18 protein-coding genes are annotated in these 20,542 nt (G+C 52.9%); 15 read left to right on the top strand and 3 right to left on the bottom strand.

Annotated features, from left to right (window positions below):
• Positions 1-3 precede the first annotated feature (3 nt).
• Positions 4-186, top strand: coding sequence for a DUF1869 domain-containing protein (locus AC1MKH_RS10080; protein WP_015964818.1), 183 nt, complete (start codon positions 4-6; stop codon positions 184-186).
• Positions 187-234: 48 nt separating this feature from the next.
• Here AC1MKH_RS10080 and AC1MKH_RS10075 read toward each other — a convergent pair whose 3' ends face one another.
• The gene (locus tag AC1MKH_RS10075; protein WP_276220177.1) at positions 235-1,326 is read right to left on the bottom strand and encodes a YncE family protein; all 1,092 of its coding nucleotides are present in this window, start codon (positions 1,324-1,326) and stop codon (positions 235-237) included.
• Between the two features lie 434 nt (positions 1,327-1,760).
• Between AC1MKH_RS10075 and fhuE the strand changes: the two genes are divergently transcribed.
• The 5 genes from fhuE (at position 1,761) to AC1MKH_RS10050 (ending at position 8,067) form a co-directional block, all read left to right on the top strand.
• Complete coding sequence (gene fhuE / locus AC1MKH_RS10070) at positions 1,761-3,863, top strand: ferric-rhodotorulic acid/ferric-coprogen receptor FhuE (protein ID WP_488452064.1); 2,103 nt, start codon at positions 1,761-1,763, stop codon at positions 3,861-3,863.
• A gap of 107 nt (positions 3,864-3,970) precedes the next feature.
• The gene (locus tag AC1MKH_RS10065) at positions 3,971-5,134 is read left to right on the top strand and encodes an MFS transporter (RefSeq protein ID WP_276220179.1); all 1,164 of its coding nucleotides are present in this window, start codon (positions 3,971-3,973) and stop codon (positions 5,132-5,134) included.
• Positions 5,135-5,231: 97 nt separating this feature from the next.
• A complete protein-coding gene (locus AC1MKH_RS10060) occupies positions 5,232-5,594 on the top strand; it encodes a GtrA family protein (RefSeq protein ID WP_276220180.1) in 363 nt (120 codons plus the stop codon).
• Complete coding sequence (locus AC1MKH_RS10055; RefSeq protein WP_276220181.1) at positions 5,591-6,520, top strand: glycosyltransferase family 2 protein; 930 nt, start codon at positions 5,591-5,593, stop codon at positions 6,518-6,520. Before AC1MKH_RS10060 ends, AC1MKH_RS10055 begins: the two co-directional genes overlap by 4 nt.
• The gene (locus AC1MKH_RS10050) at positions 6,520-8,067 is read left to right on the top strand and encodes a DUF6056 family protein (protein ID WP_276220351.1); all 1,548 of its coding nucleotides are present in this window, start codon (positions 6,520-6,522) and stop codon (positions 8,065-8,067) included. Before AC1MKH_RS10055 ends, AC1MKH_RS10050 begins: the two co-directional genes overlap by 1 nt.
• Before the next feature lie 58 nt (positions 8,068-8,125).
• On the opposite strand, the gene icd is transcribed toward AC1MKH_RS10050, so the two are convergent.
• Complete coding sequence (gene icd, locus AC1MKH_RS10045) at positions 8,126-9,376, bottom strand: NADP-dependent isocitrate dehydrogenase (protein WP_276220182.1); 1,251 nt, start codon at positions 9,374-9,376, stop codon at positions 8,126-8,128.
• 214 nt (positions 9,377-9,590) lie between these two features.
• Between icd and rluE the strand changes: the two genes are divergently transcribed.
• From rluE to AC1MKH_RS10000, 9 genes are all read left to right on the top strand, one after another.
• Entirely contained in the window at positions 9,591-10,241 is a 651-nt protein-coding gene (gene rluE, locus AC1MKH_RS10040; RefSeq protein ID WP_276220183.1) for a 23S rRNA pseudouridine(2457) synthase RluE, read from the top strand.
• 11 nt (positions 10,242-10,252) lie between these two features.
• Positions 10,253-10,714, top strand: coding sequence for an NUDIX hydrolase (locus tag AC1MKH_RS10035; protein ID WP_327621852.1), 462 nt, complete (start codon positions 10,253-10,255; stop codon positions 10,712-10,714).
• Between the two features lie 53 nt (positions 10,715-10,767).
• Positions 10,768-11,874: a tRNA 2-thiouridine(34) synthase MnmA gene (gene mnmA / locus AC1MKH_RS10030; protein ID WP_276220185.1), complete on the top strand. Its 1,107-nt coding sequence runs from the start codon at positions 10,768-10,770 to the stop codon at positions 11,872-11,874.
• 81 nt (positions 11,875-11,955) lie between these two features.
• On the top strand, positions 11,956-12,597 hold the full coding sequence (gene hflD, locus AC1MKH_RS10025; RefSeq protein ID WP_015964827.1) for a high frequency lysogenization protein HflD: 642 nt from the start codon (positions 11,956-11,958) through the stop codon (positions 12,595-12,597).
• A 3-nt stretch (positions 12,598-12,600) separates the two neighbouring features.
• Positions 12,601-13,971 carry an adenylosuccinate lyase gene (gene purB, locus AC1MKH_RS10020; RefSeq protein WP_015964828.1) on the top strand — a complete coding sequence of 457 codons (1,371 nt, stop codon included), beginning with the start codon at positions 12,601-12,603 and terminating at the stop codon, positions 13,969-13,971.
• Positions 13,972-14,112: 141 nt separating this feature from the next.
• Positions 14,113-15,645, top strand: a complete 1,533-nt coding sequence (locus tag AC1MKH_RS10015) for an EAL domain-containing protein (protein ID WP_276220186.1) — start codon at positions 14,113-14,115, stop codon at positions 15,643-15,645.
• Positions 15,646-15,747: 102 nt separating this feature from the next.
• Positions 15,748-16,422, top strand: coding sequence for a two-component system response regulator PhoP (gene phoP / locus AC1MKH_RS10010; RefSeq protein WP_015964830.1), 675 nt, complete (start codon positions 15,748-15,750; stop codon positions 16,420-16,422).
• Entirely contained in the window at positions 16,419-17,882 is a 1,464-nt protein-coding gene (phoQ, locus tag AC1MKH_RS10005; protein ID WP_231827648.1) for a two-component system sensor histidine kinase PhoQ, read from the top strand. The genes phoP and phoQ overlap by 4 nt, the downstream gene beginning before the upstream one ends.
• Before the next feature lie 75 nt (positions 17,883-17,957).
• Positions 17,958-19,079: a ribosomal protein uL16 3-hydroxylase gene (locus AC1MKH_RS10000; RefSeq protein ID WP_276220187.1), complete on the top strand. Its 1,122-nt coding sequence runs from the start codon at positions 17,958-17,960 to the stop codon at positions 19,077-19,079.
• A 119-nt stretch (positions 19,080-19,198) separates the two neighbouring features.
• On the opposite strand, the gene pepT is transcribed toward AC1MKH_RS10000, so the two are convergent.
• Entirely contained in the window at positions 19,199-20,428 is a 1,230-nt protein-coding gene (gene pepT, locus AC1MKH_RS09995; protein WP_188016901.1) for a peptidase T, read from the bottom strand.
• Positions 20,429-20,542: the final 114 nt, after the last annotated feature.

Below are 20,542 nucleotides of genomic sequence, written 5' to 3'. Positions count from 1 at the left end.
ATCATGGGTAAAGCAACCTATACGGTGACCGTCACGAACAACAGCAACGGCATTTCGGTGGATTATGAAACCGATAAACCGATGGAATTGCTGATACCTGATGTTGCTGCCGATGTGGTGAAAGATCTGATCAATACCGTGCGTGCGTACGACACCGAGAATGAACACGAAGTGTGTGGCTGGTAACGTATCCGGCGGGAGAGAAAACGGGAGCCAGCAGGCTCCCGTTTTTTATTACTTCAGCGCAATCCGTGCCACGCTATCCGGGCCTTTGGTGGTGCTGTCATCGTTGAAGTCTTGCTTCAGCGTGACGTACAGCGTCTGACCGTCCGGCGTCAGTAACAGGCTGTTCGGGCGGGCGTCAAATGACCAGCTTTTCTTCACCGCATAGGTGGTGGCATCCAGCTGCAACACTTTCTTCGATTCACGTTGGCTGATAAAGATCTCATTGCGTTTCGCGTCAAACTTGATGCCCAGCGCATCGCCTTCCAGACGTTTAATCACGCGTCCAGTGCGCTCGTCAAACACCAGCGTGGTTTTCGCCTTCGAGTCATCGGTCACGAACAGACGCCCCGTTTGTGGGTCTGTCGCCATGTTCAGGAACAGGTAGCTTTTGCCATCCCCTGCGGTCAGGCGTTTTTCAATACGGTAGTTTTTCGGGTTAATCACCAGAATTTCACCGCCGCCATTGGCCGCGTAAATACGATCGGTGGTGGGCGAGTAGATAATCCCGGTCACCCATTTCCCGGCATTTTTGATGCGGGTCTTCAGGGTCATGGTTTTGGCATCCACCACCCAAATCAGGCCGGGATCTGCCACCCCGCCGATAAACAACAGTCCGTCGTGCCACAGGATTTCACGCGCGCCAACCGGGTCGCCGTCCGGGCCTTTTTCGCTAAATTTCACCCGTTGCAGAATTTTGCCGGTTTTGGCATCCACTTTCGATACGGCACCATCAAGGGAGTTGGTGGTGTAGAAAAGGCTTCCGTCCGGCTCGCTCGCCATGCCAAAGTTTTTATAATCGGTATGCGTTTCACCGGTAGTGGCAAGGGTTGCCGGGTCCAGACGATACAACACGCCACCGTTAATATCTTTAAAACCCTGTGCGCTGGCGACATAGAGCGCCTTTTCCGTCGGCGCGTAATTCATCTCATAGAGTCCATTCGCTAATACGCGCTGCGTAACGTCACTGCTGGCGGCTGGCGGTTGCGTTTTTGATTCTACCGGCGGATTCTTCGCCGCCGGAGACTGGCATGCTGAAAGTCCCAGCGCAGCAGCAATCGCAAAAGCTACCGTAACGTGACGGCGCGTAAGCACTAATTTCATTCTGTACTCCATTCAATGGATAAAGGTTCCCGTGACGGCAACCATTAGAGAATGAGAATCATACTTATTATCGCCATTTTGGCAAACGGTCTCTGCTCTGCTGTCATATCGCCTCACCCGCCCTTTGCGACGGTTAATCATGCTTCCCCTCACACAACGCCCGCCCCAGGCATGTTGGCGAAAAACCCTTACAACACTGTGATAATTAAAGAATTTACATTAACTTACAATTTAGATGAGATCATTTCTTAATTCGATAAGGCAAATGATTATCATTGCCATTCGCTCATTTGGGCGGTGATCACAGTGGCAGATTTTTCTATAACAAACACAACATATGAGAACGTACAATGGGTTGTTTTAACAGGGTTCCCCGTTCCGCACAGCGATCTTCAGCAAGGGCATCACGCTTTCTTTTTTCAAGCCTGGCGGCGATGATTCATCTCGCCCTCGCCTCTGGCTCAGCAGTCGCTGCGGATAATACCGATACGCAGGATGTCATGGTGGTTGATGGCGCAGCGACGGACGCGCCTGATAATACGCAGGCGCGCCAGGACTACAGTGTAAAAACGACGCGTGCGGGTACCAAAATGCTGCTCACACCACGCGATGTGCCGCAGTCGGTAAGCGTCATTACCGAACAACGCATGCAGGATCAAAACCTGGAAACTGTCGGCGATGTGCTGGCGAATACCACGGGGATCTCCGCCAATATTTTTGACAGCGAACGCTCCAGCTATTTTTCTCGTGGTTTTTACATCAACAACTATACCTTTGATGATATTCCAACCTCCGTCAGCGATGAGTGGAACTTTGGCGATGCGGGTGACGATACCGCCATTTATGATCGTATTGAAGTGGTGCGCGGCGCGACCGGGTTAATGACAGGCGCAGGCAACCCGGCGGCCTCGGTCAATATGGTGCGCAAACGCGCCGACAGCCGTGAATTCACGGGCAACGTCGGCGTTACCTACGGCAGCTGGAACAAACAGCGCTATGTCGCCGATCTCTCTGCCCCGCTGAACGACACAGGCTCCGTGCGCGGCAGAATCATCGCCGGATATCAGGATCAGGACAGCTGGCTGGATCGTTATCATAAACGCAAAAAATTCTTCTACGGCGTTGTCGATGCTGACATCACCGACAACACGACCGTTTCGCTGGGCTATGATTATCAGCAAAGCACCACCCGTAATCCGACCTGGGGCGGGCTGCCAACCTGGTACAGTAATGGCGTAAAAACCCATTACGATCGTAGCACTAACCCCTCAGCAGATTGGGCGCACTACTATCTTGAGTCACGCAAAGTTTTCGCCGACCTGACCCACGAGTTTGATAATGGCTGGAGCCTGCGCATGAATGGCACACATGCGGAAGCCTCGTTTGATTCGAAACTGCTCTACTCCTTCGGCTTCCCGGATCGCTCCACCGGAGAAGGCCTGTCGGGTTATGGCAGTCTCGATCGCGGCAAGCGGAAACTCGATTCCGTGGATACCTACACCACCGGGCCCTTCACGCTGCTGGGGCGCCAGCACGAGCTGGTGGCGGGCATGAGCTACAGCCGACAGACCAACCGCTATTACAGCGCCGGAGCGGATATTGATACAGCAGATATTGGCGTGTTTGATAACAACTGGCACGGTAGCCTCGCAGAGCCAGCGTGGAGCGACTGGACGCTAACATCCGATGACATCGTGCGGCAAAAATCTGCTTACACGGCGGCGCGTTTCTCGCTGGCTGACCCGCTCTCTTTAATTGTAGGCGCGCGCTACACCCAATGGAGCACCCACGGTTCCAGTGGGGATATGAGTAAAAACAACATTACGCCGTATGCCGGGCTGGTGTATGACATCAATGACATCTGGTCGGCGTATGCCAGCTATACCTCTATCTTCCAGCCGCAGACCTACCGCGACCAGAAAGGCAGTTACCTCTCGCCTGTCACCGGAAAAAGTTACGAAACGGGCCTGAAATCCGCCTGGCTGGACGGTCGGTTAACCGCGACGGTTGCCGTGTTCCGCATTGAGCAGGATAACGTAGGCCAGGCCGATGGCGATAATCACGTCAACGGCAGCAGCGAGCAGGCCTACTACGCAGCAAAGGGCGCCGTCAGCAAGGGCGCGGAGTTTGAGCTGAACGGTGCGGTGACCGATAACCTGCAAATGACCTTTGGCGCCACGCGCTACGTCGCACGCGATTCCACAGGGCGCTTCAACAGTAACATGCCTCAGACGCAGTTTAAGCTCTTTAGCCGTTACCAGTTACCGATGCAGCGCGACCTTACCGTGGGCGGCGGCCTCACCTGGCAGAATCGAACATATCAGGATGCCAGTGGACCGGATGGCGAAACCACCCGCGTCCATCAGGGCAGTTATCCACTGGCGAATCTGTTTGCTCGCTACCAGGTCACGAAACAGCTGGCGGTGCAGGCGAATATCGAAAACCTCTTCGACCGGGAATACTATTCCTGGGCCAGTGATTACGTGGTGTATGGCGAACCGCGTAACTATTCGGTGAACGTCTCCTGGGCATTCTGACCGACACACGCAGAGGATTGTCCTCTGCGTTTTTCCCCTTCCGCTTTCAGACTGAATAACCCCGCGCAGACTGGATCTTACCGCGATATTATTCCAGGCTTGAAACCATGAAAAATTCAATCGCACTGGGCATCACCGGTTTTTCGCTTATCGCTGTCACCTACGGGATGGCGAGATTTTCCTGGGGATTGATGATGCCGGAAGTGGCGAAAGAGGTGTCGTTTAGCCCACAAATTGCCGGCATTATCGCGGCCTGCAGCTATCTGGCTTACTGTCTGGCGATCGTCTTCACTCCGCTGCTGGTTTCCCGCTTTGGCCCACGCATGCCGGCAATGACTGCCGCACTGGCAGCAGCAGTCGGGCTTATTCTGCTGGCACTGGCACATTCCCCGCTTATGCTCGCCATCGGGCTTTTCATCGCGGGCACCAGCGCCGGGTTGTCTTCTCCAGCGCTTGCAGAGGCCGTTTCACAGCGCATCTCCGCGCACCACCAGCCGCAGGTGAATACCGTCATTAATGCGGGTACCGGCGCGGGAATTATTATCAGCGTTCCGATATTGCTGGCCCTGCCCGGCGGCTGGCGAATGGCGTGTGTGACCTTTTCCGCGCTGGCAGCACTGTGCCTGTTTCTGATTTATCGGCATATCCCCGCCGGAACTGGTGCAAAACCGCAGCGAAGCCCTCTCGCCCTGCGTGAATGGTTTTCGCCAGCAATGATCCGCTTAGCCATTATCGCCCTGATAAGCGGCGCGGCCAGCGCGGCCTGGTGGAGTTTTGGCCCGGATATACTCGGCCATCATCTTGGTGTAAATGCACGGCTTCGCAGCCTGCTATGGCTGATAAGCGGTGCGGCAGGCATTTTAGCGGTATTCACCGGGTTACTGGCTCGCTACCTGGCCTGGGCGCAGATTTATCGTTTATCTCAGTTGAGCATGGCGCTGCCATTGCTGCTAATGGCTTTTTCGCAAAATTACTCCGGGTGGCTGATCCCCGCCGTAGCGATGTGCGGCGCCGGGTATGTCACGCTTTCTGGCGTGTTGCTGGTGTATGCCGCCGATGTCCTCCGTCAGGCTCCGGCAACTGGGGTCAGCATCGCGTTCTTTATGCTGGCAGCGGGTCAGGTGGTTGGATCAGCACTGTTTGGGCAGATTTATGCGGAATATGGTGTGATATTTGCGCTGCTGCTGTTTGCGGGAATGTCGTGTGTCATGTTAGTCATAACGCCCTCTTCCCGCAGGCAAGTCAGTAGCGAGCACAGGACTACGTCATAATTTCGTCTGGCTGGCCCCTCAAATTACGCAGGGCAATAATGATCGTCAGGCGCGAGTCTGATAGACTTCGCAGAATTTCAACCTGTTGATTTTGGTAATGTTAAAATTATTCACAAAGTATGCGTCAATTGGCGTACTTAATACTGCCTTGCACTGGATTATTTTCTCCATATGTGTCTACGCCTTCCACACAAGCCAGGCGCTGGCTAATGTGGCCGGGTTTGCTGTGGCCGTTAGTTTTAGTTTTTTTGCTAACGCACGATTTACCTTCAAATCCACCACGTCAACCACTCGCTATTTGCTCTATGTCGGCTTTATGGGTGCACTGAGCGGTATTGTGGGTTGGATAGCCGATGAGTGCGCAATGGCGCCGATTATTACACTTATTGTCTTCTCTGCGATCAGCCTGATTTGCGGATTCTTATATTCCCGGTTCATTGTTTTCAGGAATACGAAATGAAAATTTCATTAGTGGTTCCCGTCTTTAATGAAGAGGACACTATCCCTATCTTTTATAAGACGGTGAGAGAGTTTGATGAATTAAAACCGTTCGATGTCGAGATCGTCTTTATCAATGATGGTAGTCGTGATGCCACCGAATCAATTATCAGCGCCCTGGCTGTCGCCGACCCGTTGGTAGTGCCGCTCTCATTTACGCGTAATTTTGGTAAAGAGCCAGCGCTCTTTGCAGGTCTGGATCATGCCACCGGTGATGCGGTAATCCCTATCGATGTGGATTTGCAGGACCCGATCGAGGTGATTCCGCACCTTATTAAAAAATGGCAAGCAGGCGCTGATATGGTGCTGGCGAAGCGCACCGATCGTTCGACTGACGGCCGGCTGAAACGCAAGACCGCTGAATGGTTTTACAAATTACACAATAAAATCAGCACGCCCAAGATTGAAGAAAATGTGGGTGATTTCAGGCTAATGTCCCGCAACGTCGTGGAAAATATTAAGTTATTGCCTGAACGAAATCTTTTTATGAAAGGCGTACTTTCCTGGGTAGGTGGCAGCTGCGATGTTGTTGAATACGCGCGGGCGGACCGCGTCGCTGGCGACTCAAAATTCAACGGCTGGAAACTCTGGAACCTGGCGCTGGAAGGCATCACCAGCTTTTCCACTTTTCCTCTACGGATCTGGACCTATATTGGCGTTAGCGTTTCCGCCCTCTCTCTCATTTATGCCGCGTGGATGATCCTGGACAAGCTGCTGTGGGGCAATCCTGTTCCGGGCTATCCCTCACTCATGACCGCTATTCTCTTTCTCGGCGGCATTCAGCTTATTGGCATCGGCATTCTCGGTGAGTATATTGGCCGCGTTTACACGGAGGTTAAGCAGAGACCTCGTTACATCTTGAAGAGTAAAAACAGGACGATGGAATAATTACGACCATGCTAAAGTTACTACCCAAAGCGGCGATATTGCTGCTGGCTTTTTTGGCCATATTTCTCATTGAGTGGTTTACCCCGATTCACTCAGATGACTATCGCTACTATCTTTTAGGGATCTCACCTGAGTCTCATTTACATCATTATATGACCTGGAGCGGCAGGATCATTGCCGATTACGCCAGTTCGCTGATTCTCTACACGCAATCACAAATTATCTATTCCGTTGCCGCAGGCTTCTCAACGGTTGCGTTCTGCTACTTCATTATTAAAACGCCATCTGGCACGCTGAGCTGGACGAAAGTTGATTATATTTTGTTCCCGCTGATCTTTTTTACCTACTGGATTTCGAACCCAAATTTAGGACAAACCACCTTCTGGATTGTGGGTGCGGCAAACTATCTTTGGACTAACCTTTTCGTCGCGGCGTGGTTGTTTTATATCTACCGTATCACGACCCAAAATATCAAAACGATCAACCCATTAATTGCCTTGCTGAGCTTTATGGCGGGTTGTTCTAATGAAAGTGTCTCGCCTTTTGTCTCCTTGCTTTCTGTGCTCACCATCGCGTACGAGCTGTGGCGTACAAAGTCAGTTTCAGTCAATAAGATTATCTACAGCATCAGTGCAATCCTGGGATCATGTGTTTTAATTCTCTCTCCAGGTAACTTTATCCGCGCCAGCGGGAAAGACTTTTGGTATGGGAAATCCGTTTTTGAACGAATTTTCATTCACCTGACTGAACGTGTGCATAATCATCTGGCACTTATCTGGATTGGTTATGTCGTATTGTTTCTGCTGGTGCTGTTGGTTGTCTTCAACAAGCAAATTCGCGCAAAAATTGAAAAGAGCCATCTTGTTACCGCAGCGCTGGTGGTTTGCATAGGTCTGGGCACATCATTAATCATGTTTGCCTCTCCCTCCTATCCAGATCGGGTAATGAACGGGACCTTCATGTTCTTTCTGCTGGCCATTGCTTTCCTGGCTCATGGCTTATTAACCAGTGGTGTGAGAGCGGGAGTCATCGGTACGGCAGCCGTTACCGCACTATGTGGGATAACTTTCCTATGGTCTTATCCCATGATGTATAACGCGTACGAAAAAACTGCCCGCCAGGAAGTCGTCAGGCAAAAAGTTATTAGCCAGCAGCTTGCGACAGGAAAGCAGGCGTTTACCATCCCCGATTACTATTTTGTCAAATTGCAAAACAGTGGCGGTCACTTTGGTTTCTTCCACGATCCTGCGGTCTACGGCGACTATTATGGCGTTCAGAGAATTATCAAGAAGAAAGTGAAGTTTGACTATTCAGTCGTTGCTGATGGGCAGCAGCATACGCTCGCTAACGATATCGTGGCCTACAGTAATACAGAAGGTGATTTGGCCGTTATTAGCGCGACCCCGCTTGCTTCACCGATAACGGTAACTGTCGATGGTGCGAAGAAAATTATTCAGCCCGAAAAGATGAGACAGGCAGAAATTAACCAACAATTCTGGTACTACGCCCCCATCGATAAAGGTAAGGTTACAGCAATCTCCCTCTAAGCCTGAGCGAAAAAAAGCCCCGCCTTTAAGTAAAGAGCGGGGCTTAACGCTATTTCAATTACATATTCGCGATAATCGCGTCACCAAACTCTGAACATTTCAGCAGTTTAGCGCCTTCCATCAGACGTTCGAAGTCATAGGTCACGGTCTTGTTAGCGATAGCGCCTTCCATGCCTTTAACAATCAGGTCAGCCGCTTCGAACCATTCCATATGACGCAGCATCATTTCTGCGGACAGAATGATGGAGCCCGGGTTTACTTTGTCCTGGCCTGCGTATTTCGGTGCAGTACCGTGGGTCGCTTCGAACAGGGCGCATTCGTCGCCGATGTTCGCGCCCGGAGCAATACCGATACCGCCAACCTGTGCTGCGAGGGCGTCAGAGATGTAGTCACCGTTCAGGTTCATACAGGCAATCACATCGTACTCAGCCGGACGCAGCAGGATCTGCTGCAGGAAGGCGTCAGCGATGACGTCTTTAACAACGATCTCTTTGCCGGTTTTCGGGTTCTTAATTTTCAGCCACGGGCCGCCGTCGATCAGTTCGCCACCGAATTCGTCGCGTGCCAGCTGGTAGCCCCAGTCTTTGAACGCCCCTTCGGTGAACTTCATGATGTTGCCTTTGTGAACCAGAGTCACAGAGTCACGGTCGTTAGCAATTGCGTATTCAATAGCGGCGCGAACCAGGCGTTTAGTGCCTTCTTCGGAGCACGGCTTGATGCCGATACCGCAATGTTCCGGGAAGCGAATTTTCTTCACGCCCATCTCTTCGCGCAGGAATTTAATCACTTTCTCTGCGTCAGCGGAGTCCGCTTTCCACTCGATACCCGCATAGATATCTTCTGAGTTTTCACGGAAGATAACCATATCGGTCAGTTCAGGATGTTTAACCGGGCTTGGGGTGCCCTGGTAGTAACGCACCGGGCGCAGACAAACGTAGAGGTCCAGTTCCTGACGCAGGGCAACGTTCAGAGAACGGATACCGCCGCCAACTGGCGTGGTCAACGGGCCTTTGATGGCAACGCGATATTCGCGTACCAGATCCAGCGTTTCAGCTGGCAGCCAGACATCCTGGCCATAAACCTGAGTGGATTTCTCGCCGGTGTAGATTTCCATCCAGGAAATTTTACGCTCACCTTTGTAGGCTTTCTCAACTGCGGCATTCACAACTTTGATCATCGGTGGGGTTACATCAACACCGATGCCGTCGCCTTCAATGAATGGGATAATCGGATTGTGCGGCACATTCAGCTTGCCGTCTTTCAGGGTGATTTTTTGACCTTCTGCCGGAACAACTACTTTGCTTTCCATTCACCTCTCCTTCGAGCGCTTCTGGTGTGCTCGTCATCCTTTACGCCACAGGTTCTCGCTGTTTACTACATGCCGGTTAAACCCCGGGAATGCACTGTCTTACCGCCTTCCTGCAACACAAAGAGTTAGAGCATTTTTGTTAATGATTTGTAATGATCGTGTCAATACTACCTTATTGTTCGGCGCCATGAAAGACACTCGTTATTAGGCTATAATGCGCGAATACATAACATCTGAAAATACCATGCAGAAAACTTCTTTTAGAAATCACCCGGTTAAGCGATTCAGCACGAAACAAGCTGCCAAACAACGTAAAGATAACCAGCCAAAACGCGTAGTTTTGTTCAATAAACCCTACGATGTTTTGCCGCAATTTACTGACGAAGCGGGCCGCAGCACGCTGAAAGATTTTATTCCGGTGCAAGGCGTATACGCCGCCGGACGTCTCGATCGCGATAGCGAAGGCCTTTTAGTGCTTACCAACGATGGTGTGTTGCAGGCGCGGTTGACGCAACCGGGCAAGCGCACCGGAAAAATTTACTACGTGCAGGTTGAAGGCGAACCGAGCGAGGAATCGCTGACGGCTCTGCGCACGGGCGTGACGCTCAACGATGGCCCAACGTTGCCCGCGGGAATTGAAGTGGTGAATGAACCCGAATGGCTGTGGCCGCGAAATCCGCCGATACGTGAGCGTAAGTCGATTCCCACCACCTGGCTGAAAGTCACGCTATACGAAGGCCGCAACCGTCAGGTACGCCGCATGACGGCTCACGTTGGCCACCCAACTTTGCGTCTGATTCGCTACGCGATGGGCGACTACCGTCTGGATGGGCTGGCGAATGGTGAATGGCGCGACGCCGATTAACAGGAGAGATTGTGTTTAAACCTCATGTCACCGTTGCCTGCATTGTGCATGCCAAAGACAAATTTCTGGTTGTAGAAGAGACCATCAACGGTAAAGCGTTGTGGAATCAACCCGCCGGACACCTCGAAGCCGACGAAACATTAGTGCAGGCTGCCGAGCGCGAATTGTGGGAAGAAACCGGTATTCGCGCTACGCCGCAGCACTTTATCCGTATGCACCAGTGGATAGCGCCCGACAGAACCCCCTTTTTGCGCTTTCTGTTTTTGATAGAGCTGGACGATATTTGCCCGACCGAACCGCACGACAGCGATATTGATCGCTGTCTGTGGGTCAGCGCTGAGGAAATTCTTAACGCCGCGAATCTGCGTTCAAAGCTGGTCGCGGAAAGCATTCATAGCTACCAGAGCGGCGAGCGTTACCCTCTCTCGCTAATCGGTGCATTTAACTGGCCGTTTACAGAGGGTGTCAAGTAAGGGGCTGCGTGCTAGAATATGCCGCCTTGAAGTTCAATGTCGTGAGTATTCCAATGTCAGAAAGCCAGAAAAAAGTGATCGTCGGCATGTCCGGCGGTGTTGATTCCTCCGTCTCAGCCTACCTGTTGCAACAACAAGGTTATAAGGTTGAGGGCCTGTTCATGAAGAACTGGGAGGAAGACGACGGCGAGGAATATTGTACTGCCGCCGCCGATCTTGCCGATGCGCAAGCGGTCTGCGATAAGCTCGGCATTGAGCTGCACACCGTTAACTTTGCCGCTGAATACTGGGACAACGTTTTTGAACTCTTCCTGGAAGAGTACAAAGCGGGCCGCACGCCAAACCCGGATATCCTGTGTAACAAAGAGATCAAATTCAAAGCCTTCCTCGAATTCGCCGCAGAAGATTTAGGTGCTGATTACATCGCCACCGGACACTATGTGCGCCGTAAAGATGTCAACGGCAAAAGCCAGCTGCTGCGCGGGCTGGATGGCAATAAAGATCAGAGCTACTTCCTTTACACCCTCGGTCACGAACAGATTGCCCAAAGCCTCTTCCCGGTTGGCGAGCTGGAAAAACCGCAGGTGCGTAAAATCGCCGAAGAGCTGGATCTCATCACCGCGAAGAAAAAAGATTCCACCGGTATCTGTTTCATCGGCGAGCGTAAATTCCGTGAATTTTTAGGCCGCTACCTGCCTGCCCAGCCGGGCAAAATCGTCACCGTTGATGGTGAAGAGATTGGCGAACACCAGGGGCTGATGTATCACACCCTGGGTCAGCGTAAAGGTCTTGGCATTGGCGGTACCAAAGAAGGGTCGGAAGATCCGTGGTACGTTGTCGATAAAGATGTCGAAAACAATATTCTGGTCGTTGCGCAGGGCCATGACCATCCGCGCCTGATGTCCGTTGGCTTAATTGCCCAGCAGCTGCATTGGGTCGATCGCGAGCCTGTTCAGGGTACGTTCCGCTGTACGGTCAAAACACGTTACCGCCAGACGGATATTCCCTGCACCGTCACCGCGCTGGATGAAGAACGCATTGAAGTGCGTTTTGATGAGCCCGTTGCCGCAGTCACGCCGGGCCAGTCCGCCGTGTTCTACAACGGTGAAGTCTGCCTGGGCGGCGGCGTGATCGAACAGCGCATACCGCTGCCGGCATAATAAACAGCAGTCGTCTCCCCAACGCCGGGGCACCAGACGCCCTGGCCGCGCTCAAGCGCGGGGTACCAACAAGGAGTTAGCGTGGCGAAGAACTACTACGACATCACCCTGGCGCTGGCGGGTATCTGCCAGTCCGCCAGCCTGGTGCAACAACTGGCTCATCAGGGCCACTGCGATAGCGACGCGCTGCATGTGTCGCTGAACAGCGTTATCGACCTGAACCCGGATTCAACGCTGGGCGTGTTCGGTGGCAGTGAAGCCAATCTTCGTCTCGGCCTGGAAACGCTGTTAGGCGTACTGAATGCCAGCAGCCGTCAGGGGCTCAACGCCGAGCTCACCCGCTATACTCTGAGTTTAATGGTGCTCGAACGTAAACTGGCCTCAGCGAAAGGCGCGATGGATACGCTCGGCGACCGTATCGCTGGTCTGCAGCGCCAGCTTGACCACTTCGATTTACAGTCTGAAACCCTGCTGAGCGCGATGGCCGGTATCTATGTCGATGTTATCAGCCCGCTTGGTCCGCGTATTCAGGTTACCGGCTCCCCTGCCGTGCTGCAAAGCCCGCAGGTGCAGGCAAAAGTCCGCGCCTCATTGCTGGCGGGCATCCGCTCTGCCGTGCTCTGGCACCAGGTTGGCGGTGGACGCCTGCAGCTCATGTTTTCCCGTAATCGCCTGACCACTCAGGCAAAACAAATTCTTGCTCATTTAACCCCGGAGTTATGATCTATGGAATTATCCTCACTGACCGCCGTTTCCCCTGTCGACGGCCGCTACGGCGATAAAGTCAGCGCGCTGCGCGGCATTTTCAGCGAATTCGGTTTGCTGAAATTCCGTGTGCAAGTTGAAGTGCGCTGGCTGCAAAAGCTGGCTGCGCAGGCAGCGATCAAGGAAGTTCCTGCTTTTGCCGCAGACGCAAACGGTTTCCTCGATAAAATCGTTGCCGACTTCAATGAAGAAGATGCCGCGCGCATCAAAACCATTGAGCGCACCACTAACCATGATGTGAAAGCGGTTGAGTATTTCCTGAAAGAAAAAGTGGCGGACGTGCCGGAGCTGCATGCGGTATCTGAGTTCATTCACTTCGCCTGTACTTCTGAAGATATTAACAACCTGTCTCATGCGCTGATGCTGAAAACCGCGCGTGATGAAGTGATCCTGCCTTACTGGCGCAAGCTTATCGACGGCATTAAAGATTTAGCGGTGCAGTACCGTGATATTCCGCTGCTGTCGCGTACGCACGGCCAGCCGGCGACCCCGTCCACCATCGGTAAAGAGATGGCCAACGTGGCTTACCGCATGGAGCGTCAGTATCGCCAGCTTAACCAGGTTGAAATTCTGGGTAAAATCAACGGCGCGGTCGGCAACTATAACGCCCACATCGTCGCGTATCCGGAAGTCGACTGGCATCAGTTCAGCGAAGAGTTTGTGACTTCTCTGGGTATTCAGTGGAATCCGTACACCACCCAGATCGAACCGCATGATTACATCGCCGAACTGTTTGATTGCATGGCGCGTTTCAACACGATCCTGATCGACTTTGACCGTGACGTGTGGGGCTACATCGCCCTGAACCACTTCAAGCAGAAAACCATCGCAGGTGAAATTGGTTCATCCACCATGCCGCACAAAGTTAACCCTATTGACTTTGAAAACTCCGAAGGCAACCTGGGCCTGTCGAACGCCGTGCTTCAGCATCTGGCGAGCAAACTGCCGGTGTCCCGCTGGCAGCGTGACCTGACGGACTCCACCGTGCTGCGTAACCTGGGCGTGGGTATTGGCTATGCGCTGATTGCCTACCAGTCAACCCTGAAAGGTGTGAGCAAACTGGAAGTGAACCGCGACCGTCTGCTGGACGAACTGGATCACAACTGGGAAGTGCTTGCAGAGCCGATTCAAACGGTAATGCGTCGTTATGGCATTGAAAAACCTTACGAAAAACTGAAAGAGCTGACGCGCGGCAAACGCGTTGATGCTGAAGGGATGAAACAGTTTATCGACGGCCTGGCCCTGCCGGAAGACGAAAAAGTGCGTCTGAAAGCGATGACGCCGGCGAACTATATTGGCCGCGCGATTCAGATGGTCGATGACCTGAAATAATGGCTGATTCCCTCCCCTGAATGGGGAGGGAAATTCTCCTGCTTATTCCTTTTCCTGCCTCATCAACACCCCGCATACATCTTCTATACTCCTTAATATTACGCGCTGTCAGCGACAACCCCGCTCATCAGGAAACCCAACATGCTTAGGGCTATCATTCCGCCGATTGCCGCAGTGCTGACTTTTATTGCCGGGATTTTCATTCTGAATGTGCAACTTTGGTATTCCGCCAAAATTGACAACATTGCAGGTGCCACTCACGCAGTCAAAAATATAAACCAGATTCTTGATGAGGCTAAGGCCGCCAGTAAAACAGGCATGGCTATTGCTGCATCGGGCTGTACCGTTGAGGGGCAGTATCAGTTAGGAATAACGGCGGTACTTAGCCCACACCTCAGGACGATTCTCATCCTGAAAGAGGGTAAGGCATGGTGTACCTCACTGCCTGGTAACCGTCTTCTGCTGACTAACCTGGCCTCCCTCCCTGATACGCAGTTAACGCTGGTTCGCGCTAAAGATAATGTCCATCAGCATCCAGCGCTCGTTTATCGCGCAGACTCATCGGATGGGATAATTTTGGTTACCATCAGCGACTCCCATATTCATGATGCGCTGAACAGCACCGGAAAAAATGAGCAGCTCCGCATGATTGTCGGACAGCTCTCGCTCGGTCAGGATGGAGATGTACGCGAGGTGGGGCGTCATATCAGTCGCGAAGACATTATTGAGGCCAAAATATATCCATTTTCTGTCCAGTACGCGTCCCCTGCCTTCTTCAGTCTGAAACGTATTTTCCGTCAGGGCGCTGGCGTCCTCATTTTCCTTCTGCTGATTTCCTGTCTTGCTGGCTGGTCTCTCAATAAATATTTAAATAAAACGATAACCCCGGCGGATGCCCTACGACGCGCGATCAACAACGGTGAAATTATCCCCTATTACCAACCGGTGATGGATGGACGAGATAACTCTATACGTGGTATCGAAGTCCTTGCGCGCTGGAAACATCCTGACGCTGGGTTTATTTCCCCTGCGGCTTTTATCCCGCTGGCGGAGAAATCCGGATTAATCATTCCGCTTACGCAGTCGCTTATGTGGCAGGTGGTGGCGCATATGAATGCCATCAGCAGCAAATTGCCGGAGGGCTTTCACGTCGGTATTAACTTCAGCGCCGCACACATCAACGCGGCCTCTTTCGTTGAGGATTGCCTGAAATACCAGGCGGGTTTTGTGAATAAAAAGTTGACGCTGGTGCTGGAAGTGACCGAGCGCGAACCGTTGCACGTGGATGAACAGCTCATCAGTAACCTCAACACGCTGCACGCGAATGGTTTTGCGATTGCACTGGACGATTTCGGCACCGGTTATTCCGGCCTCTCTTACCTGCACGATCTGAACATCGATTACATTAAAATCGATCAGAGTTTTGTCGGTCGCGTGAACGAAGATGAGGATTCAACAAAATTGCTCGATTGCGTACTTGACCTGGCGCGGAAACTCTCCTTAACGATTGTCGCCGAAGGCGTCGAAACACAAACGCAGCTGAACTACCTCAATCGTAACAATATCAGTCTGCTGCAAGGTTACTATTTCTACAAGCCCGTTAAGTTTGTCGAGCTGGTAAAAATATTGCTGTCGAAGCCAAAAGAGAAAATTGAGCGCTATATTGAATCATAAAAAAAACGAATCAGGACAACGTCTTTTACTGGCCGGTGTTTAGTTTTAGTATAACCAGCCAGGGTTAAACTATTAACTTCAATAATGATATGGAGAAAAAACATGCGCGTACTCGTGGTAGAGGATAACGCCCTGTTACGTCACCATCTGAAGGTTCAGCTTCAGGAGCTGGGTCATCAGGTTGATGCGGCGGAAGACGCAAAGGAAGCGGATTACTATTTGGGCGAGCATCTGCCGGATATTGCCATTGTCGACCTCGGGTTGCCGGATGAAGACGGCCTTTCTCTGATTCGCCGCTGGCGCAGTCACGATATTTCGTTACCGGTTCTGGTACTGACTGCCCGCGAAGGCTGGCAGGATAAAGTCGAGGTGCTGAGTGCCGGGGCCGATGACTACGTCACCAAGCCGTTCCATATTGAAGAAGTGGCTGCGCGCATGCAGGCGCTGATGCGCCGGAACAGCGGCCATGCTTCACAGGTGATCTCCCTGCCGCCGTTCCAGGTGGATCTCTCACGTCGCGAACTGTCGATCAACGACGAAGTGATCAAGCTGACGGCGTTCGAATACACCATTATTGAAACGCTGATTCGCAATAACGGCAAAGTGGTAAGCAAAGATTCCCTGATGCTCCAGCTTTACCCCGACGCCGAACTGCGCGAGAGCCACACCATCGATGTGCTGATGGGGCGCCTGCGCAAGAAAATTCAGGCGCAATATCCGCATGACGTGATCAACACCGTCCGTGGCCAGGGCTATCTGTTCGAACTGCGCGGATGAACAAGCTATTGCGGCATATGCTGCCCCTCTCGCTGCGGGTTCGCTTCTTGCTGGCGACCGCAGCCGTGGTGATGGTGCTTTCTCTCGCTTACGGCATGGTGGCCCTGGTGGGTTACAGCGTCAGCTTCGACAAAACCACCTTCCGCCTGCTGCGCGGTGAAAGCAATCTGTTCTATACCTTTTCCAAATGGGAAGACGGCAAATTAACCGTCGACATGCCCGATAACCTCATTCGTCAAAGCCCGACGATGGCCATCATCTATGACACCAAAGGCAATTTGCTTTGGCAGCAGAAAGATGTTCCCTGGCTGAAAAACCGTATTCAGAAGGAGTGGCTGCGCGGTAACGGCTTCCATGAGATAGAAGCGGATATCAATTCCTCCAGCACCTTACTGACCGATAACCAGGAAGCGCAGGAACAGCTGAGTGAAATCCGCAAAGAAGATGATGACTCAGAGATGACGCACTCTGTTGCGGTCAACAGCTACCCGGCGACAAAGCTAATGCCCGCGCTGGTGATCGTGGTGATCGACACGATCCCTATCGAGCTTAAACGCTCTTATATGGTGTGGAGCTGGTTTATCTACGTGCTGGCAGCCAACCTGCTGCTGGTGGTTCCGCTGCTGTGGGTGGCGGCGCACTGGAGCCTGCGCCCGCTGGCGGCGTTGACGCGCGAAGTGCGCGAGCTTGAAGAGCATAACCGCGAAGCGTTAAACCCGGAAACGACCCGCGAGTTGACCGGCCTGGTGCGTAACCTGAATCGCCTGCTGAAAAGCGAACGCGAGCGTTATGATAAATATCGCACCACCCTCACCGACCTGACGCACAGCCTGAAAACGCCGCTGGCGGTGCTGCAAAGTTCGCTACGCTCGCTGCGCAGTGAAAAAATCAGCGTCAGCGAAGCCGAACCCATTATGCTGGAACAAATTAGCCGCATCTCTCAGCAAATTGGCTATTACCTCAATCGCGCCAGTATGCGTACCGACAGCACGCTGATCAGTCGCGAGCTTCACCCGGTCGCGCCGACGCTGGATAGCTTAATTTCCGCGCTGAATAAGGTGTATCAGCGTAAGGGCGTGAGCATTAGCCTCGACATTTCGCCGGAGATTAGCTTTGTCGGCGAGAAAAACGACTTCATGGAAGTGATGGGCAACGTGCTGGATAACGCCTGCAAATACTGCCTTGAATTCGTGGAGGTGTCCGCGCATCAGGCCGACAACCAGCTGCACGTGATTGTTGAAGATGATGGTCCGGGCATTCCGCAGGGTAAACGAGATCTGGTGTTCGATCGCGGCCAGCGCGCCGATACACTCAGGCCAGGCCAGGGCGTCGGGCTCTCTGTCGCTCGCGATATTGTCGAGCAGTATGACGGGCAAATCATCACCGCCGACAGCCTGTTGGGCGGGGCAAAAATGGACGTGGTTTTTGGTCGCCAGAACCTGGAGCACCACGTCGGCTAAATCCGGTTTGCGCAGCAGGCAGGTTGCCGGATTACGTGTATAATCCGAGAAAACACCTGCTGCGGACATACTAATATGGATTATCACTTAACGCTCAACTGGCCCGACTTTATCGAACGCTACTGGCAGAAACGCCCGGTGGTCCTCAAACGCGGGTTTGCTAACTTTGTCGACCCTATTTCGCCGGATGAGCTGGCTGGCCTGGCGATGGAAAACGAAGTCGACAGCCGGCTGGTGAGTCATCTTGACGGAAAATGGCAGGTCAGCCACGGGCCGTTTGAAAGCTACGATCACCTCGATGAAACCAACTGGTCGTTGCTGGTTCAGGCGGTCGATCACTGGCACGAGCCCTCTGCGGCGCTGATGCGTCCCTTCCGCGCCCTGCCCGATTGGCGCATTGACGACTTGATGATTTCCTTCTCCGTACCGGGCGGCGGCGTTGGCCCGCATCTTGACCAGTACGACGTCTTTATCATTCAGGGGACGGGTCGCCGTCGCTGGCGCGTGGGCGAGAAAGTGCCGATGAAACAGCACTGCCCGCACCCTGATTTACTCCAGGTAGACCCTTTCGAAGGCATCATTGATGAAGAGCTCGAGCCGGGAGATATTCTGTACATCCCGCCAGGCTTCCCGCACGAAGGTTATTCGCTGGAAAACTCGTTGAACTACTCCGTGGGTTTCCGCGCGCCAAGCGGTCGCGAACTGTTTAGTGGTTTTGCCGATTACATCCTGCAACGCGAACTGGGCAGCCAGCGTTATACCGATCCGGACGTGCCTGCGCGCGCGCATCCGGCGGATATTCTGCCGCAGGAAGTCGACCGTCTGCGCGAAATGATGCAGGGGTTAATGAATCAGCCAGAGCAGTTCCAGCAATGGCTCGGCGAGTTTATCAGCCAGTCACGCCACGAGCTGGACGTTGCGCCGCCAGAGCCGCCGTATCAACCAGATGAAATTTACGACGCGCTGCAACAGGGCGATAAACTGGCGCGTTTAGGTGGGTTACGCGTGCTGAAAATCGGCGACGATGTTTTCGTTAACGGCGAAAAAATCGACTCACCTCATCGTCCGGCACTGAATGCGCTGGCAGGAAATATGGTGCTGGAAAGCGAACACTTCGGCGATGCGCTGGAAGACCCGTCATTCCTCGCGATGCTGGCCGCGCTGGTAAACAGCGGGTACTGGTTTTTTGAGGGGTGAGTGAGGCCCCTCACCCCGGCCCTCTCCCTCGGGGAGAGGGCGAAAACCCGCATTGAACGTAACTATGAGCTCAATCGGTCCCCTCTCCCAGTGGGAGAGGGTTAGGGTGAGGGGGAGACTTACCCCGCCCGCTTCGCCGTCAGCTCCGCGATACGCACAATCACCTGCACCGCTTTTTCCATCCCTTCCAGCGTCACAAACTCGTGTTTACCGTGATAGTTGTAGCCGCCGGTGAAGAGATTTGGGCATGGCAGCCCCATAAAGGAAAGCTGTGCGCCGTCGGTACCGCCGCGAATCGGTTTGAGATCCGGCTCGATATTGCAATCACGCATCGCCTGCTGAGCGATATCGATGATGTGCGGATGCTCCATCACCTTCTCGCGCATATTGTAATAGCTGTCTTCAATGATCAGCTCAATGTAGCAATCCGGATGCAGCCCTTTGCCGACCTTCTTGGCGATCTCCATCATTTTGCGTTTCCGCGCTTCGAACTGCTTACGGTCAAAATCGCGAATGATGTAGTGCATTTCCGCGCGATCAACGGAACCTTTCATCGTATTTAGATGATAAAAGCCTTCGTAACCGTCTGTTTTCTCCGGGCTCTCATCAGCGGGCACTTCCGCATGAATGCGCGCGGCCAGCGACAGCGCATTGACCATCACCCCTTTCGCGGTACCCGGATGCACATTGTTGCCGACTATCTTGATAATCACCGATGCGGCGTTGAAGTTTTCATACTCCAGTTCACCCACACCGCCGCCATCAACGGTATAAGCCCAGCGGGCATCAAAGGCTTCCACATCAAAGTGCTTTGCGCCCTTGCCCACTTCTTCGTCTGGCGTAAACGCCACGCGGATATCGCCGTGAGGAATGTTTTTCTCTTTCAGTACCGCCAGCGCGGTCATGATTTCTGCGATGCCCGCTTTATCATCTGCGCCGAGCAGCGTTTTGCCGTCAGTGGTGATAAGCGTCTGGCCCAGCAGTTGATGCAGCACTGGGAACATCACTGGCGAAAGCACTTCATCGCCGATACCCAGCGCAATGTCGCCGCCGCGATAGTTTTCCACGATTTGTGGATTGACGTTTTTACCGCTGAAATCGGGTGCGGTATCGACGTGTGAAATAAAGCCTACCGCTGGAATATCGCCGTCGATATTCGCAGGCAACGTGCCCATCACGGTGCCTTTTTCGCTCAGAGTGACATTCACCAGCCCCATTGCTTCAAGCTGTTCTTTGAGCAGATGCAACAGTTTCCACTGCCCCTCTGTACTCGGCACCTGACGCACGCCGGGCTTAGATTGCGTGTCCAGAGAAACATACTGTAAAAAACGCTCAAGTAATTTATCCATGCAGTCACCCTCACTTTTTGTGACAACATTATCAATAAGCGGGAAAACACAAATATTGCGTCAGGTCACTTTTACCCCGGCAAAGCCCATTTTTTTTCGCTAAATCATTTACAG

The organism is Pseudocitrobacter sp. CD920760 (genome assembly GCF_057782505.1).
The sequence above is the reverse complement of the archived record's forward strand: the minus strand, read 5'-3'. Positions and strand labels throughout refer to the sequence as shown.